Source organism: Collinsella sp. LCP19S3_A7, assembly GCF_052121995.1.
GTDB lineage: Bacteria > Actinomycetota > Coriobacteriia > Coriobacteriales > Coriobacteriaceae > Collinsella.
Genome location: NZ_JBQKDE010000002.1, coordinates 142,769 through 160,576 on the forward strand (window position 1 = coordinate 142,769; position 17,808 = coordinate 160,576).

Here is a 17,808-nt window from a genome sequence, read left to right on the forward strand (position 1 = left end):
GGCGAGGGAGAGGAGCAAACGCTCATGGCACTTGTTACCACCGAAAAGATGCTCAAGGACGCTCAGGCCGGCCACTACGCCGTCGGCGCGTTCAACGTCGAGAACCTCGAGTTTGTTATGGCCGTTCTGGCCGCTGCCGAGGAGACCAAGTCCCCCGTCATCATGCAGACCACCCCGGGCACCATCAAGACCGCTGGTCTGGACTACTTCTACGGCATGGTGAAGGCCGCTGCCGAGCGCGCTTCCGTGCCCGTCGCACTGCACCTCGATCACGGCGATGGCTATGACCGCTGCATGCAGGCTTTCCGCACGGGCTACACCTCCGTCATGATCGACGGCTCGCACGAGTCCTTCGAGGACAACATTGCCCTGACCAAGTCCGTCGCCGACGCTGGCCGCGCCATGGGCGTGCCCGTCGAGGCCGAGCTCGGCAAGGTTGGCGGCAAGGAGGACGACGGTCCCGCGGTTGAGGGCGAGAGCCCCTACACCGATCCTGCCGAGGCCAAGGAGTTCGTCGAGCGCACCGGCTGCACCTCGCTGGCCATTGGCGTTGGCACCAGCCACGGCGTGTACACGAGCGATCCGCACATCGAGCAGTCCGTGGTCAAGGCCATCCGCGACGCCGTCGACGTGCCGCTGGTTCTGCACGGCACTTCCGGTGTGCCCGATGAGCAGGTTGCCGAGGCTGTGAAGAACGGCATCTGCAAGGTTAACTACGCTACCGAGCTGCGTCAGGCCTACACCAAGGGCTTCATGGCCTACATGGCCGAGAACCCCGCCTGCTTCGATCCCAAGAAGCCGGCCAAGGAGGGCATGCGTGAGATCACCGAGCTGGTAAAGATCCGCATGACCAACCTCAACTCTGTGGGCAAAGCAGAGTAACAGCAAGGGTACTCTGATCCCACCGGGCCGTCTGGAAACGGAAAAGGGCCTATCTCTCAGAACGTCCTCGGACATGTCGGAAGCCCCGCTGCGCGCTACGCGCTGCGGGGCTTCCTCCGTCCTGCGGAATGTTCTGAGAGATAGGCCCTTTTCCGTTTACGGACGGCCCTGCTCGATCGCCCTTGTGGCGTTGGGGCTGAAGGGGTGGGGAGCGAGGGGCGCTTTGTTGGTGGGGGTTAGTATGCCCGGGCTTGGTTGGGGAATGACTTGTTTAGGGATGCTTGGAGCTTATCGAAGGATATTCGCAAGTTGAGATTCTGATCGGTTGAGCGTTTGGCTTTTGTGGTGGGGGAGTCGAGGAGGCCGTTTCTCTGTGTCGGGGGGAAGGAGAAAAAGTCTGCATGTTTTAGGGATGGCTGCTGTGCTGCGTCATTGGAAGAATGCATGCTTATGCGGCCTCCTCGATGTCCACCAAAAGGTTGCGCACGGGGTGTGCTGCTAGGTCCCGTGCGTTGGCAGTATTATGCCGCGGCTGCTGCAAAGAAGCGCTAAAGAAAGGCTTAATCAGGTTTGATATAACAATGAAACTGCAGGTCAAAGGTATCGAATAACACTCTTGAAAGGTTTTGAGCTTAAGGGCTTTCTAAGGTTTGCGGCTCGGATGTGGCGCGGACGTGCGGAGCGTGTGACTGATCGCTGTTAGCGCTGCGGTGCGGCGGCGCGTACCTGTTCGATGACCTTTTCCATGGTGGCGTCGATGCGGTCTTTCTTGAGTTCACATTCCCAGACGGTGATGGGCGTCCAGCCCATTTGGGTAAGCGCGTCGATGGCGGCTCGGTCGCGCTCGACGTTGCGGCGAAACTTTGCCTCCCAAAACTCAACATTGCGCTTGGGCTGGCTCGGATTGCACTTAGGGCAGCGATGCCAAAAGCAGCCGTTGACGAAAATGGCGATCTTGCGCCCGGGAAAGGCGATGTCGGGCTTGCCGGGCACCTTCCATTCCAGACGGTATCCCGTAAGGCCCGCTGCCCGCAGGCGCTGGCGAACGAGCATCTCGGGTTTGGTGTTGGCGCGCTTGTTGCCCTTCATGGACTTTTTTATAGCGGCGCGACGGCGCACCAGTTCGCGCTCGTCAGCGGAGAGGTCCGAGGTATCGATGCCGTCGAGCAGACCTGGCTTGGGACGCTTTTTGCTGCGGCGCTTAGGTGCGCGCTTGGGCTTGGTGGCGGGTTTGTCGGCCGTGTTGGGCGTGGCGTCATCGGCGGCGCCGTTGGCCTCAAGCCGATCTTCCTTCAACTCAATCAGAGCATCGATAAGCCCCTTGTCGGCGGGCATCCATTCCACCGTGGCAAGCGAGGTGCGCGGAATCCAGCGGATATCGAGCTGGCGGTCGTGCTTCTGGGGCTCATCGGATTCATCGGCGAGCGAGCAGTAGTAGCACTCCATGGAGAGATGAAAATCGGGGTAGTCGTACTCAACGGTATAGAAATCGCGCAGGTTGGTGACTTTGACCTGCAGCTCTTCCATGAGCTCGCGGCGTACGGCGTCCTCGGGCGTCTCGCCGCGCATGAGCTTGCCACCGGGGAACTCCCAAAGTCCCCGCATGTCGCCGTAGCCGCGCTGCACGGCAAGCAGCTCGTCAGATCCTTCCTTGCGAATGATCCCAGCGGCAACATGAACAGTCTTCAACAGGAGTCCTCTCTCAGCATCAACACATGACAAGGCAGCTCATTTGGGTAGTCTTTTTGGGACGGGGCTTTTTTAGCTGCCCTATGTCAAATGCGGCCTCATGCTTCGAAGGCTACGGATAGGGTAGCTAAAAAAGCCCCGTCCCAAAAAGACTACCCCTACCTTACGCAACGGTAAGGCAAGCGTAAGCGATATCGATGGTAGCCGACTCGGCTTCTTGCGACTATAGATGCCGTAGACTAATCGCAAGAAAGGACTCGGTATGCAAACCACGCACATGGCGACCCCGGTACTGGAAGTCGTGCATCTCGAAAAGGTATACGGAGCGCTGGGCAACGTGACCCGCGCGCTCAACGACGTCAGCTTTACCGTCAACCGCGGCGAATTCGTTGGCATCATGGGCGCTTCGGGCTCGGGCAAGTCGACGTTGCTCAACTGCGTGTCGACCATCGATAGTGCCACAAGTGGCACGATCCGCATCAACGGCCAGGATGTGACGCGCATGAAGCAGGCTAAGCTTTCGCAGTTCCGCCGCGAGGAGCTTGGCTTTATCTTCCAGGACTCCAACCTGCTCGATACGCTCACCGCACGCGAGAACATCGCCCTGCCGCTCACCATCGCCCGCACAAACTCGGCAGAGATCTCGGCCCGCGTGCAGGATGTGGCAGCGCGCCTGTCCATCAGTCAGGTGCTCGACAAGTATCCCTACCAGATGTCCGGCGGTCAGCAGCAGCGCGTTGCCGCGGCTCGCGCGCTCGTCACCGGCCCCACCATGATCATGGCCGACGAGCCCACCGGCGCCCTCGATTCCAAGAGCGCTCGCCTGCTGCTCGAGAGCCTGGAGGCCCTTAACCGCCGCCTGCGCGCCACCGTGCTCATGGTCACGCACGACAGCTTTGCCGCCAGCTACACGAGCCGTGTGCTGTTTATTCGCGACGGCAAGATCTTCACCGAGCTGCGCCGCGGAGACACCGACCGCCGCGAGTTCTTCGACCGCATTATGGAGGTCGTTGCCATGATGGGCGGTGAGGGCTCCGATGCTCTGTAAACTCGCTTGGGGCAACGTCCGCCGCGCCGGCCGCGACTACCTCGTCTACCTTTTGACGCTCACCCTGGGCGTCACGGTCTTCTATGCCTTTAACACCATCTCGATGCAGGTCGACATCGCCGGAATCGATGAAGAGGGCTTGGCGCAGGTTATGGGCAGCATGCTCGGCTACCTGACGTACTTTTTGGCCGGTGTCATGGCTTTTTTGATGGTGTATGCCAATAACTTCATCATGAAACGCCGCAAGAAGGAGTTTGGCCTGTACCAGGTGCTCGGTATGGGGCGCGGGCGCGTCGCCACGATCATGGCGCTCGAGACCGTGATAGTATCGGTTGTGGCCTTTGTCGCCGGCATTGTGCTGGGTGTGGGACTCTCCCAGCTCATGACGTTCTTTACGGCCTCGCTCTTTAAGACACAGATCGCCAATTTCCACTTCTTTTTCTCGGTGCATGCGTTCAACCTGACCCTTGCCTGCATGCTCGTAATGTTTGTGCTCACGCTACTGCTGAACCTTCGCGCCGTACGTCGTACCAAACTCATCGAGCTTATGGGTGCCGAGCGTCGCAACGAGAGCATCAAGACACGCAACCCCTGGATCGCGATTACCATCTTTGCCGTGGGCGTGGTGCTGGTGGGCGTGGCCTATTACCGTCTGCTACGTGATGGGTTCCCGCTAACCGCGACGGACAGCAAGCTGCAAGAGGCCATGAACCAGTTTGGCATTACGACCGCTATGGTTACCGTGGGCACCTTTGCCCTGTTCTGGGGACTCTCGGGCATGCTTATCAAGCTGCTGCAGAGCCTGCGCGGCGTGTATTGGCGCGGCCTCAACATGTTTATCGTGCGCCAGCTTGCGGCCAAGGTCAACACGGTGTGCTTTTCGATGGGCGTCACCGCGATGATTCTGTTCCTTGCCATTACTTCTGTGACTTGCGGCATGTCGATTGCCAGCGTGATGAACGAGAACCTGGAGCGCTATGCGCCGGCCGATATGTCGCAGACGTATGTCTATTACACGCCCGATACGCTCGACTACTACAAAGAGTATGTCAATCCGTCTGAGGCCGATCGCATGGTGCTGGCCGATAGTACGGTCGATTTGTACCCCGCATGGCACGGTAAGGACAAGTCGGCGGACAACAACGACGAGACCGGCAAGAAGGTCAATATCGCCGATGTTGCCGGTGAGCATGTGCAGATCGATTCGTATCTAAGTTACCCGTTTGGCGGTTCGAGCCCTTCGGTGTCTGCGGGTGAGATGTGCAAGACCATGGGCGAAAAGCTTCCCAAGGCGTTCGGGGGTAGCAAGGCCGATGCGATGGGTCTGTTTGTGACGCCGGCGAGCCAGTACAACAAGCTGCGTCAGATGATGGGCGAGGAGCCGGTGAGCATTGGCCGCGACCAGTACTTGCTTACGTGTGATATGGGCGGTGAGCTGATCGACCTGTACACCAAGTATATGGCTGGCGGCCATGCCCTTACCTTGGGCGGGCATACGCTCAAACCCGCAACCGATAAGTCGGACGAAGATACGGCGGCCATCGCCAACTCGGCGATGGGCAGTAATCCGGGTACCGTCGTCGTTGCCGACGAACTGTTGTCCCAACTTAATCTGCAGCCGTATTCCAGTAGCCTGCTCGTTAACTACAAACAGGGGATGGATACGACCGAGGCAGACGAGAGCATTAAATACACTCTGCTCGACAATCTGCTCGTTGACGGCAAGGAGCCGGGATCGTGGGGAATCTTCATCACACGCTCCGAGATGTACACGCAAGCAGCGCAAATGAACGGTCTTATTAGCTACCTAGCCATCTACATCGGCTTTGTATTGGTCGTTGCATGCGCGGCGATTCTGTCGATCCAGCAACTCTCCAACGTGGCCGACGGCAGCCGCAGCTATCGTGTGCTGGCGCAGATCGGCTGCGACGACCGCCAGATTCGCCATTCGGTGATGGCGCAGCAGGCGGTATTCTTCCTGTTCCCGCTGGCAGTGGGCCTGGCGCACTCCTTTGTGGCACTTAAGGTGATTATCGAGCTGGTGAGCATATTCGGAAATATGAGCATCGGCGGCACCGTGGGCCTCACCTGCGCGATCTTCCTGGCAGCGTACGGTGGCTACTTCCTGGTGACCTACCTCATGAGTGCCGAAATGGTGCGAGCTGCCATAGCCACCCGCTACAGCGAGTAACAAGCGGGCAAAATCGTCGCAAAATCAGAGGCGTATGACCGCCGCGAAGGGGCCAGGGGCCCTTTCGCGGCGGTTTTTTCCAACCTGGTGCGTCTCAGATACAAGTGAGTAGACTTTTTTGAACCTGACGAGCACATCGCGACAAATGCTCAATAAAACCGCAGGTCAGAGCTGTGGCGTTTTGGGGCGTGCTTGGCCTCCTGCAAAAAGCCTACTCACTTGGTTTTTCTGCTAGAAGACCGCCGCGAGGGAAGGCAACTCCCCCGGGTAGTCGTTGGGGACGTTCTTAAACGACTAGTCAAACAAGAGCGTCCCCAACGACCACCCCAAAAGGAGCGTCCCCAAGTGCTAGCTTTGGCAACGACGCTGGTAGAAAAACGTCAGCGAAAACCCGTACACGCGAGCAAGGTGCCTTGAAGCGAGGCGGCATTGACCTTTTGGTCATGCCGTCGAAGCTGAAAGGCAGATTGCCGTTCTGGCGGGTTTGCAGCGTCGAGTAGTTACGCGGTTTGGTAAAACCGCGTAACTAAACCCGCTCTGCGATCTCGTGGATGAGGTAGTCGGTCTTTTCCCAGCCCAGGCACGGGTCGGTGATGGACTTGCCAAAGACGCCGCCGTCGACAGACTGGTTACCGTCCTCCAGGTAGGATTCGATCATAAAGCCCTTGACCAGCTTGGAGATGGACTCGTTGCGGCGGCAGCTGTCGAGCACCTCCTTGCAGATGCGGTGCTGCTCCAGCGGGCGCTTGCCCGAGTTGTCGTGGTTGCAGTCGATGATCGCCGCCGGGTTGGCGTAGCCGGCATGCTCGGTGTAGCGCTCAGCCAGACGCTCCAGATGCTCGTAGTGGTAATTGGGGTAGGTACGACCGTCGAGACCAATGTAGCCACGCATGACGGCGTGCGCGAGCGGATTGCCGTCGCACTCGACCTCCCAGTTGCGGAAGATGAAGCTTTGATGTGCCTGGGCGGCGTAGATGGAGTTGAGCATGACGGTGGTGGAACCGGCGGTGGGGTTCTTCATGCCCACAGGCACCGAAATGCCGCTCGACACCAGACGATGCTCCTGGTTCTCGACCGAGCGCGCGCCCACGGCGACGTAGCTCAGCAGGTCGACGAGGTACTGGTAGTTGGACGGGTAGAGCATCTCATCGGCGGTAAAGAAACCGGTCTCCTCGATGACGCGCAGGTGCATATGGCGGATGGCTTTAACGCCTTCGAGCAGGTCATCGGGCGCCTCGGGATCGGGGTTGTGCAGCAGGCCCTTGTAGCCAGTGCCCTTGGTGCGCGGCTTGTTGGTATAGACGCGCGGAATGATGATGAGCTTGTCCTTGACCTCTTCGGCGACCTTGGTCAGTCGGCTCATGTACTCAAGCACCGAGTCCTCGCGGTCGGCAGAGCACGGGCCGATGATGAGCACCTTGCGCGCGTCCTCGCCGGTAAAGACCTTGGCGACCTCGGCGTCGAATGCCTGTTTTTTGGCGGTAAGATCGGCGGAAAGCGGCATTTCCTCGCGGATTTCCATGGGGATCGGCAGCCTGCGCTTGAATTCCATGGCCATACGGGGCCTCCTCAATCAAATAAGACAAAGTGTGCATTGTCGAATGCTCGGCATTATCCGCTGTCGCACGCTAAAGTGCAAGCCCTCGTTACCCCAAAACCTGCCAAAAAGGGACAGGTTTATTTTGGCAGGTTTTATCTGGTCAAACGTCAACTGGCCCTGGAATGGAATGATGCCACGCGGCTTGGAAGAGGCCGTCGATTTGGCCCCAGGGGAGGCGGTTTGAGGGTCGCAGAACAAAAAACGGGAGCGCAGGTTGTCCTGCGCCCCCGTTCTCGGGTGTTATTCGTTCCCTGCGGCAGAATTTACGCCGCTTCGTCGAACTGCGAGTTGTACAGGTCGGCGTAGAAGCCGCCTTGGGCGAGCAGCTCGTCGTGCGTGCCCTTCTCGACGATGTCGCCGTCGCGAATTACCAAGATCACGTCGGCGTTGCGGATCGTGGACAGGCGGTGTGCGATAACAAAGCTGGTGCGGCCCTGCATCAGCGCATCCGTGGCGCGCTGAATAAGCTCCTCGGTGCGGGTATCGACGTTGGATGTCGCCTCGTCCAAAATAAGCGCCGGGCGGTCGGCCAAAATGGCGCGGGCAATGGTCACGAGCTGGCGTTGGCCCTGCGAAAGGTTGGTGCCTTCCTCGTTGATCATAAAGTTGTAACCGCCGGCGAGCGTATGGATAAAGTGGTCGCAGCGTGCAGCGCGTGCAGCGGCCTCGACCTCGGCATCGCTTGCATCGGGGCGTCCGTAGCGGATGTTCTCGCGGATGGTGCCGTTAAACAGCCACGTATCCTGCAGCACCATGGCAAACTCGCCGCGCAGTGCCGCGCGGTCCCAATCGCGTACGTCGACGCCATCGACGCGCAGCGAGCCGCCGTCCACGTCGTAGAAGCGCTGTAGCAGCTTAATGAGCGTGGTCTTGCCCGCGCCGGTGGGACCGACGATGGCGATGGTCTGGCCGGGCTGTGCCTCGCAGCTAAAGTTGTGGATGATGGTCTTGTCGGGCGTGTAGCCAAACTTGACGTGGTCAAACTCCACATGGCCAGGGCGCTTTTCGGGAATCTGCGCGTCGGCCTTCTGCTCCTCCTCGGGCGCGGCCAGGAACTCAAAGACGCGCTCGGTGGCAGCGGCCATAGACTGCATCGTGTTGCTCACGTTGCCCAGCTGCTGCACGGGCTGCGTAAAGTTGCGAACGTACTGGATAAAGCTCTGGATGTCGCCGGGCGTGGCATTGCCGGTCAGCGCGAGCTGTGCGCCCACCACGACGACGCCCACGTAGCCCATGTTGCCCACCAAGCTCATAAGCGGCATCATCAGGCCCGACAGGAACTGCGAGCGCCAGCCACTAATAAAGAGGCGGTCGTTTTGACGGTCGAACTCTTCGATTGAGGCCTCGGCGCGGTCGAACACCTGAATGACGTTCTGGCCGGCAAAGTCCTCCTCGATAATGCCGTTGACGGTGCCCAGGACCTGCTGCTGCTCGCGGAAGTACGGCTGCGAGAAATGAATCATCACGGTCAGGATAATCGCGGCGGCCGGCAGTGTGAGCACGGTGACGCCGGTAAGCGGCAGGCTGATCGACAGCATCATGACGAGCACGCCGATAATCTGCGTCACCGACGTGATGAGCTGCGTCACGCTCTGGTTGAGCGACTGACCCAGCGTATCGACGTCGTTGGTGATGCGGCTGAGCACATCGCCCTTGCTGTGTCCGTTAAAGTAGCTCATCGGCACGACAGCGATCTTGGCGGCGATTTCCTTGCGCATGCGGTAGCAAATCTTTTGCGTGACGCCGGTCATGAGCCAGCCCTGGATGAGGCTGCAAACAGAGCTTGCCAGATACAGGCAGAGCAAAAAGCCGAGCGTCTTGGCGATCCAGGCAAAGTCGACATCGCCGGTACCGTTGACCTTGGCGACCAGGCCTTCGAACAGCTTGGTCGTAACCTGGCCGAGCACCTTGGGTCCCACAATGTTAAAGACGACCGAGCACACGGCAAAGGCGACGGCGGCAAGCACGGCAACCTTGTGTTGACCGATATAGCCGAGCAACTGCCGCATGGCGCCCTTAAAGTCCTTGGCCTTCTCGCCGCGGCCCATGCCACCCATGCGGCCCATGGGACCGCGCTGGCGGGTGGGCTTGGGAATCTGAGTCTTGGTCTCGTCTGCCATTAGTGCTCGCCTCCCTCCATAACGGCTGCAATTTCTTCTTGAGTGAGCCCCAGCTCCTCGGCGGAAAGCTGCGACTGTGCGATCTCCAGGTACGCCGGGCAGCTGTGCAGCAGCTCCTCGTGCGTACCAGTGCCCACCACGTGACCGTCGTCGAGCACGATGATCTGGTCGGCGTGCATGATGGTCGCGATGCGCTGGGCTACGACAACGAGCGCGGCGTCGGTAACGTTTTTGGCAAGCTCTTCGCGCAGGCGCGCGTCGGTCTTGTAGTCGAGGGCGCTAAACGAGTCATCGAACACCAGGACCTCGGGCTTTTTTGCCAACGCGCGGGCGATGCCCAGACGCTGGCGCTGACCGCCCGAGACATTGGAGCCGCCCTGGCTGATGGGGGAGTCGTAGCCGCCCTCGCGCTCGGCGATAAAGTCCTCGGCTTGGGCGATGCGCGCGGCCTCGTGCATGTTCTCGTCGCTTACCATGTCGCCGGCAAACTTAAGGTTGCTCTCCACGGTACCCGAGAACAGACGCCCCTGCTGCGGGATGTAACCAATGCGGCGGCGAAGCTCGGAAAGGGCCATATCGCGCACGTCGATACCGTCGAGCGAAATGCTGCCGCCCGTGACGTCGTATAAGCGCGGAATCAGCTGTACGAGCGTGGACTTGCCCGAGCCCGTGGAACCAATGATGCCGAGCATCTGACCGGCATGCGTGGTGAAGTTCACGCCGCTAATGACGTCGGCGCGGGCATCGGGATACTGGAAGCTCACGTCGCGGAAGGTGAGCTCACCGCGCGGTGCGCTGGCCGCGGGCAGTTTGGGCGAGGAGGGGTCGTTGATGCTCGTGGGGCAGGTGATGACCTCTTCCACGCGCTCGGCTGCGACCTCGGCGCGGGGCAGGATGACCGAAACCATGGTGAGGATCATAAACGCCATGACGATCTGCATGGTATAGGAGATAAACGCCATCATGTTGCCGACCTGCATCACGCCATCGGACACGCCCTGCGCGCCAAACCAGACGATAAGCACGGTGATGCAGTTCATGACGAGCATCATGAGCGGCATCATAAAGCTCATGGCACGATTGGTGTAGAGCTGCGTGGTCATTAGGTCGAGCGAAGCCTTGTCAAAACGCTCGAGCTCATGCTCCTCGCGGTTGAACGAGCGGATGGGCATAAGGCCGTCGAGCAGCTCGCGGGCGGTGAGGTTCACGCGGTCCACAAAGCTCTGCATCTTTTTGAACTTGGGCATGGTGAGGCCCATAAGCACGCCGACGACGGCCGAGACCGCGATGATGGCCACAGCGATGGTCCATTCCAGGCCGGTGTGGTTGGCCAGGACGCGCATGACGGCGACGATGCCCATGACGGGGGCCATCAGGCACATGCGGATAAACAGGGTTGCGGCCATCTGAATCTGCTGAATGTCGTTGGTGCAGCGGGTGATGAGTGAGGCCTGGCTAAACTTGCCCACCTCGGCCGGCGAGAAGTGCATAACCTTGTTGAAGGTCTCGCGGCGCAGGTCGCGTGCGATGGAACAGGCGGTGCGCGAGGCCACGGCGCCGGTCAGGATGGTGGCGATGAGCGAGATCAGGCACAGACCAAACATCGTGGTTGCCATGCGGCCCAGATAGGCGTTCTGCACGTCGGCGGGGTCGATGCCCTGCGCCTTGTACTCGTCTTGTACATAGCTCACGGCGCGTTGGGTCACGATGGAACCCGACATGGAGCCCATTTTGTCCGCCATATCGTTGGCACCCTCGACGAGCTTGCCCTGGTCGATTAGGCCGCCTTCAACGCCTAGGCGCAGGCTCTTCATGGTGATCTTACCGCCGTCGGTATCAATCTGCTTTTGCATGTTCTGCGCCGCCGCGGCCTTCTGCTGCATCTCGGCGAGCTGCTCGGGCGTCATTGCCGCCATCTGCTCGGGGGTGGGCATGGCCTGGGCGGCGTTGTTGTTATTCTCGCTGGACGAACCCATCATGTCATCCATGGAGTTGGCGTCAATGCCCTGGTTGAACGAAAGGACGACGGTCTCGGGCAGGCTCACGATGTCGGCAATCTTTCCGCCGTCGGCGCGCTCTTCCTCGGTGCCCTTGTACGTTCGAATGCCGTTATTATCCGCCTTGCTAAACACGGCCTCCACAGCTTTGGCGTCCTTATCGCTCATAAAGAGTTCGAGGTCGTCGAGCGATTCGGTGCGAATGGTGTCAGGTACGGGCGAGGCGATACCGCCTTGCTGCACGCCCACGTCGACGATGTCGCTCATATACGTAGGCAGCGCTAGATCGGCGTTGCAGCTGATTACGATAAGTACGATAGCTGCGAACAGTGCCAGGACATGCTTTTTAAAGAGCTTGAGAATCCTCACTCGGCATCTCTCCTTTCTTGATTGCGGTCGATAATTTCGTTGGCACGCCTAAGAAGGCGCACCATCTCTTGGGTATCTGTTTCGCCGAGCTGCTCGAGGAAGGCCGCGGTGCGGTCCTCGAATTCCCGATGCTTGATTTCGAGATCATGGAATCCCTTGTCGGTCACCGTGACGTGTACGCGACGACGGTCGGTCTTTGAGTGCTCGCGCTCGACCCAGCCTTTGGCTTCGAGAGCGCGCAGGATATTGGCGATGCGGGCGCTCGAGACCCAGGCACGATCGGCGAGTTCGCTTGGCGTGAGCGAACCGCCAGCGAGCATGAGGGCGCGCATGACGGCCATCTCGCCACTGAGGGCTTTGTCCGCAAAGCGCGAAATGCGCTGATGCATGCTGCCGAACTCGGTAAGGAGCTGACGCCCAAGTTCACGGAAATCGGTATCTTTCACCGAAAACCCCTAACACTAGAAACTATTTTTGGTAGAAGATGATACCCCCATATGCGGGCCTCATGCAGTGGGCAATATTAAGAGCGCATAAAGACTTAAAATAATTCAATTGCTGAAGCGTTTCAAAGAACTATCATGCCCGCGGTTAGGCGAGGGGTTGTCACCACCATGACGACTGGGACTCATTTATCGCCATGTGCGATGCTCCAACTTCCCGCAAGGAGACACCTGAATCAAGGGGGTTGGAGTCATGGCATTTGACTTCACGGGTAAAACCGCGATCGTTACCGGTGGCACTCAGGGCATTGGCCTCGAGATTGCCAAGGGTATCGTTGCGGGCGGCGGACACGTCGCGCTCATCGCAAGGAACGCTGCCAAGGGCGAGGCGGCTGTGGCCGAGCTTGGCGAGGGCAACAAGTTCTATCAGCTCGATGTCGCCGATGCGCCCAAGGCGCGCGAGACCGTCGAGCAGATTTTTACGGACCTGCCGCAAACCAACATCCTGATCAACTGCGCCGGTGTCATCAGCACCAAGAAGTTTGACGAGATCGACGACACCGAGTGGCGTCGCACCATCGACATCAACCTCAACGGCACCTTTACCATGATGAATGCCGTGTACCCGCACTTTAAGGCGGCACATGCCGGCACTATCGTCAACGTGAGCTCCGTTGCTGGCAAGATCGGCGGCGGCCTGCTCGGCACCGCGGCCTACGCGAGCTCCAAGGCCGGTGTCAACGGCCTTACCAAGGCGGTCGCCAAGGAGGGCGGTAAGTTCGGCATCCGCTGCAACGCTGTGTGCCCGTCGCTCACGCTTACCGACATGACGTCGATCCTTTCTGACGAGAACTCTCAGCGCATCATCAACGGTATTCCTCTGGGTCGCGCCGCCCAGGCCAGCGAGCCTGCGCAGATGGTGCTGTTCTTCGCTTCCGACCTCGCCAGCTTCGTGAACGGCGAGATCGGTGACTGCGACGGCGGCATCGTCCTGGACGGGTAATACCCCGCGGTAATCGTTTGGCGGCGACCCTGGCGACTCGGGGTTGTCGCTTTCTTTCTGACATAGGCGCGTGCGGCTACGATTCGCATGCATCCAAAGGAGATATATATGAGTGAATCGACTGCGGTGGAGGCGCCGGCTGCAAAGGAGCCGTTCTTTAAGATGTCCTCCATCCCGGGCGCCAATATTTTGGTGCCGCTTTTGCTGGGCTGCTTGCTCAACACGCTATTCCCCGACCTGTTCAAAACGCTCGGCAGCTTTACGCTTGGCATGACCCAGCAGGGTGCAAGCCCGCTCGTGGGTGCTTTTTTGCTCATCGTCGGTACGACGATTTCGTTTAAAAGTGCTCCTGCCGCCGCTGCACGCGGCGCCATCATCATCGCTGTCAAGCAGATCGTGGTCGTTGCCGTGTCGCTGCTCATCCTTTATGTATTCAACGACAACCTGTTTGGCATCTCTGCCATGGTGATGCTGGCGGCTTGCACCGGCGCCAACAACGCTATGTACGCTGGTCTGATGGGCACCATGGGCAACGAGGCCGAACGTGGCGCCGTCGCCATCACCACACTCGTTGTCGGCCCTCCGGTCACAATGATCGTGCTCGGCGCTGCTGGCCAGGCTCCGATCGGCTGGTCGCTCGTGGGCGCCATCCTGCCGATCGTTGTCGGCATTATTCTGGGTAACCTCTTCCCGAGCTTTAAGAAGATGATGGCTCCGGCACTTTCCGCCATCATCGTGCTCGTCTTCTTTGCCATGGGCTCGACCATGACCTTTGGCCAGCTCATCAACGGCGGTCTTCCCGGCATCCTGCTCGGCGTGATCTGCTCGGTGGTCTTTGCAATTCCCGTCATCGCGGTCGATAAGTTCACGGGCGGTACGGGTGTCGCAGGTGCGGCCATTTCGAGCTGCGCCGGAGCCAATGTGGCCACGCCTGCCGCCATGGCAAGCGTCAACGAGGCCATGTACGGTGGTGCCGTGCTCGCGACGGCTACGGCGCAGGTTGCAGCGTGCGCCATCGTGACGGCCATTTTGACCCCGCTGGTCACCAGCTGGTGCTACCAGCATTTTGAGGGCCAGGGTCACGGCGACAGCAAAAAGGCCGCGGCCGACAAGGTCGCCGCAGCCGCTTAATGCCAAGCGGCAATCAAAGCTAAATAACTAGCCACGCCACAGGGCGGCCCCGGGGGAAATCCCGTGGCCGCCCTGCAGTTTCTGTGGGTCTCTGGGGCACTTTACCCTGCTAAAGCTGGCATAACAGCTAGAGTGAACGTCGTACAAAGGCAAGGAAAAATACCAAACAAATCGGTGAACGGTAGTTGTTCGCGCTCGCATTTCCTGCGGATTTGTTAAAAACGCCCTAATGGTATAAAAAAAGAAACATATAACAGCCCTGATGAAGGGGGTAGCTATGTTATCCTTCTCAAACGGGTGAAATCTTGGGTTTTGGGTTGCAGTTCCAAGGTGGACAAACGTTTTTTCCTATACCAACGTGTGGTGAAGAACGGAAGAAGCCGGTAGTGCAAGTCGAACATTCAAGAATTCAATAAGCAGCGGTGTGAGAGAGCGCCGCATTATACGTAACTAGGAGCGTGGTTACACAATGCAGGAGGCATGGGAAGGCTTCAAGGAAGGCATCTGGACGGGAGAGGTTGACGTCCGAGACTTCATCCAGAAGAACTACACCCCCTACGAGGGCGACGAATCGTTCCTCGCCGGTCCGACCGAGCGTACCAAGGAGCTGTGGGGCGAGGTTCTCGACCTGCTGCTCAAGGAGCGCGAGCAGGGCGGCGTCCTCGATATGGACACCAAGACTGTCACGGGTATCGTGAGCCACCCCGCTGGCTACATCGATAACGCCCACCGCGAGAAGGAGACCATTGTTGGCCTCCAGACTGACAAGCCGCTCAAGCGCGCTCTGCACGTCAACGGTGGTATCCGCATCGCTTGCCAGGCTGCCAGCCAGCACGGCTACAAGGTCGACGAGAACGTTGTCGAGCGCTACACCTTCGAGCGCAAGACCCACAACGCCGGCGTCTTCGATGTCTACACCCCCGAGATGCGTGCTTGCCGCTCGGCTCACATCATCACCGGTCTGCCCGATGGCTATGGCCGCGGCCGCATCATCGGTGACTACCGTCGTGTCGCCCTGTACGGTGTCGACTACCTGATCAAGGACAAGGAGGCCCAGAAGGCTTCCACCCCTACGGTCATGACCGCCGACAACATCCGCGACCGCGAGGAGCTGCAGGAGCAGATCCGCGCCCTCGGCGAGCTCAAGATGATGGCCGAGACCTATGGTTTCGATATTTCCAAACCTGCTACCAACACGCAGGAGGCCATCCAGTGGATGTACTTCGCCTACCTCGCTGCCGTCAAGGAGCAGAACGGCGCCGCTATGTCCATCGGCCGTACCTCTACGTTCATCGACATCTACGCTGAGCGCGACCTTGCCAACGGCACCTTCACCGAGGAGCAGATCCAGGAGTTCGTGGATCACTTCATCATGAAGCTCCGCATGGTCAAGTTTGCCCGTACCCCCGAGTACCAGGCCCTGTTTACCGGCGATCCGCAGTGGGTCACCGAGTCCATCGGCGGCATGGGTGTTGACGGCCGTACGCTCGTTACCAAGATGAGCTTCCGCTACCTGCACACGCTCGAGAACATGGGCACCAGCCCCGAGCCCAACATGACCGTTCTGTGGTCGACCCGTCTTCCCGAGAACTTCAAGAAGTTCTGCGCCAAGACTTCTGTCGCCAGCTCCTCGGTCCAGTACGAGAACGACGACCTCATGCGTGTTTACCACGGCGACGACTACGGCATCGCCTGCTGCGTGTCCTCCATGCGCATTGGCAAGGAGATGCAGTTCTTCGGCGCTCGTGCTAACCTGGCCAAGTGCCTGCTGTACGCACTCAACGGCGGTGTTGACGAGGTCTCCAAGAAGCAGGTCGGTCCCAAGTATCGCGCCGTCGAGGGCGACACGCTCGATTACGATGACGTTATGGCCAAGTACAACGACATGATGAAGTGGCTCGCTGGCGTGTACGTCAACTCGCTGAACATCATTCACTACATGCACGACAAGTATTGCTACGAGCGCATCCAGATGGCTCTGCACGACAAGCACGTGCACCGCTGGTTCGCTACGGGCATCGCTGGCCTTTCCGTCGTGGCTGACTCCCTGTCCGCTATCAAGTACGCCAAGGTCCACCCCGTCCGTGACGAGAACGGCATCATCGTCGACTTCGAGACCGAGGGCGAGTTCCCCAAGTACGGTAACGACGACGACCGCGTCGACCAGATTGCTCACGACGTTGTGCACCAGTTCATGGAGTACATCCGCATGAACGACACCTACCGCAACTCCGTGCCCACGACCTCGGTTCTGACCATTACCTCCAACGTCGTGTACGGTAAGAAGACCGGCTCCACGCCCGATGGCCGCAAGGCTGGCCAGCCGTTCGCCCCGGGTGCTAACCCCATGCACAAGCGCGATAGCCACGGCGCCATCGCTTCGCTGTCTTCGGTTTCCAAGCTCCCGTTCCGCGATGCCCAGGACGGCATCTCCAACACCTTCTCCATCATCCCGGGCGCGCTCGGCAAGGAGGACCAAGTGTTCTTTGGTGATATCGACCTTGATCAGCTGGGCGAGTAACTATTGTTAGTGCTATACTAACAATAACGATTACTGATTAGTGCGCCGGTTTCGGCCGGCGCCTATCGATTGAAGGAGACACATTATGAAGGTTTCTGAAGTTTCCGAGACTCAGGCCGACAACCTGGTTCACATGCTCGACGCTTACGCCGAGAAGGGTGGCCACCACCTGAACATCAACGTCTTCAACCGTGAGACGCTGCTCGACGCTCAGGCTCACCCCGAGAAGTACCCGCAGCTGACCATCCGCGTTTCCGGCTATGCCGTGAACTTCCACACGCTCACCAAGGAGCAGCAGGACGAGGTCATTTCGCGTACCTTCCACAACAAGTTCTAAAGGGGTTTAACTCCCACCGGAGACCCGGTAAGGCCTACGCACTTTGCCTCTCAAACGTCCTCGCCGCTTCGCGGCTGCGGAATGTTTGCGAGGCAAAGTGCTCCCGGCCTTGCCGGGTCTCCTGCGTTATCGCACTTTAGGGAACCACGCTAAATTAAATTGGTGTCCTCGGACATGCAAGAAGCCCTCGCTGCGCACTTCGTGCGGCGAGGGCTTCTTGCGTCCTGCGGAATGTTTTGGGAGGTAGCCCAAACAGCCCCGGCGGGGGTCCTGTGTAGTCACCCTTTAGGCGGAACTCTCCTAATGGGTTGAGCGTTCTGGATACTTACTTGCTACCGTTTATCGCGTATAGCTACCGTTTGCGGAGTAAGTAACACTTAGTAATAAACCGTGTAAAATCTCAGTTAAGAACGGAGTTTTCCAGGGAGACGCTGTCCTTTGTTTTGTGCAAGGGACGGCGTCTCTTTGGCGCTTGGA

12 protein-coding genes are annotated in these 17,808 nt (G+C 59.2%); 7 read left to right on the plus strand and 5 right to left on the minus strand.

What is annotated here, in order from left to right; all coding sequences use genetic code 11:
• Positions 1 to 24 precede the first annotated feature (24 nt).
• Positions 25 to 882 carry a class II fructose-bisphosphate aldolase gene (locus ACTQV3_RS02025; protein ID WP_022095149.1) on the plus strand — a complete coding sequence of 286 codons (858 nt, stop codon included), beginning with the start codon at positions 25 to 27 and terminating at the stop codon, positions 880 to 882.
• Positions 883 to 1,581: 699 nt separating this feature from the next.
• Here the strand turns inward: ACTQV3_RS02025 and vsr are convergent.
• A complete protein-coding gene (gene vsr, locus ACTQV3_RS02030; RefSeq protein ID WP_441068446.1) occupies positions 1,582 to 2,571 on the minus strand; it encodes a DNA mismatch endonuclease Vsr in 990 nt (329 codons plus the stop codon).
• 262 nt (positions 2,572 to 2,833) lie between these two features.
• Here vsr and ACTQV3_RS02035 point away from each other — a divergent pair, with 262 nt between their 5' ends.
• Positions 2,834 to 3,619, plus strand: coding sequence for an ABC transporter ATP-binding protein (locus ACTQV3_RS02035; RefSeq protein ID WP_441068448.1), 786 nt, complete (start codon positions 2,834 to 2,836; stop codon positions 3,617 to 3,619).
• Complete coding sequence (locus ACTQV3_RS02040; protein WP_441068450.1) at positions 3,609 to 5,810, plus strand: FtsX-like permease family protein; 2,202 nt, start codon at positions 3,609 to 3,611, stop codon at positions 5,808 to 5,810. Before ACTQV3_RS02035 ends, ACTQV3_RS02040 begins: the two co-directional genes overlap by 11 nt.
• Before the next feature lie 526 nt (positions 5,811 to 6,336).
• Here ACTQV3_RS02040 and ACTQV3_RS02045 read toward each other — a convergent pair.
• The 4 genes from ACTQV3_RS02045 to ACTQV3_RS02060 all read right to left on the minus strand — a co-directional run bounded on the left by ACTQV3_RS02045 (position 6,337) and on the right by ACTQV3_RS02060 (position 12,342).
• A complete protein-coding gene (locus ACTQV3_RS02045; protein ID WP_441017227.1) occupies positions 6,337 to 7,368 on the minus strand; it encodes a 3-deoxy-7-phosphoheptulonate synthase in 1,032 nt (343 codons plus the stop codon).
• Positions 7,369 to 7,673: 305 nt separating this feature from the next.
• Positions 7,674 to 9,530, minus strand: a complete 1,857-nt coding sequence (locus ACTQV3_RS02050) for an ABC transporter ATP-binding protein (RefSeq protein ID WP_427718168.1) — start codon at positions 9,528 to 9,530, stop codon at positions 7,674 to 7,676.
• Positions 9,530 to 11,896 carry an ABC transporter ATP-binding protein gene (locus ACTQV3_RS02055; protein WP_441068453.1) on the minus strand — a complete coding sequence of 789 codons (2,367 nt, stop codon included), beginning with the start codon at positions 11,894 to 11,896 and terminating at the stop codon, positions 9,530 to 9,532. Before ACTQV3_RS02055 ends, ACTQV3_RS02050 begins: the two co-directional genes overlap by 1 nt.
• Entirely contained in the window at positions 11,893 to 12,342 is a 450-nt protein-coding gene (locus tag ACTQV3_RS02060) for a MarR family winged helix-turn-helix transcriptional regulator (protein WP_154514934.1), read from the minus strand. Before ACTQV3_RS02060 ends, ACTQV3_RS02055 begins: the two co-directional genes overlap by 4 nt.
• A gap of 250 nt (positions 12,343 to 12,592) precedes the next feature.
• On the opposite strand from ACTQV3_RS02060, the gene ACTQV3_RS02065 reads away from it, so the two are divergent.
• From ACTQV3_RS02065 to grcA3, 4 genes are all read left to right on the plus strand, one after another.
• Positions 12,593 to 13,342, plus strand: coding sequence for an SDR family NAD(P)-dependent oxidoreductase (locus ACTQV3_RS02065; RefSeq protein ID WP_427728112.1), 750 nt, complete (start codon positions 12,593 to 12,595; stop codon positions 13,340 to 13,342).
• 108 nt (positions 13,343 to 13,450) lie between these two features.
• Positions 13,451 to 14,473 (plus strand): 2-keto-3-deoxygluconate permease, encoded by a 1,023-nt coding sequence (locus ACTQV3_RS02070; RefSeq protein ID WP_441068455.1) that lies wholly within the window; start codon positions 13,451 to 13,453, stop codon positions 14,471 to 14,473.
• A gap of 469 nt (positions 14,474 to 14,942) precedes the next feature.
• Entirely contained in the window at positions 14,943 to 16,994 is a 2,052-nt protein-coding gene (gene pflB, locus ACTQV3_RS02075; RefSeq protein ID WP_427795522.1) for a formate C-acetyltransferase, read from the plus strand.
• A gap of 85 nt (positions 16,995 to 17,079) precedes the next feature.
• Positions 17,080 to 17,331 carry an autonomous glycyl radical cofactor GrcA3 gene (gene grcA3 / locus ACTQV3_RS02080; RefSeq protein ID WP_055252439.1) on the plus strand — a complete coding sequence of 84 codons (252 nt, stop codon included), beginning with the start codon at positions 17,080 to 17,082 and terminating at the stop codon, positions 17,329 to 17,331.
• Positions 17,332 to 17,808 lie beyond the last annotated feature (477 nt).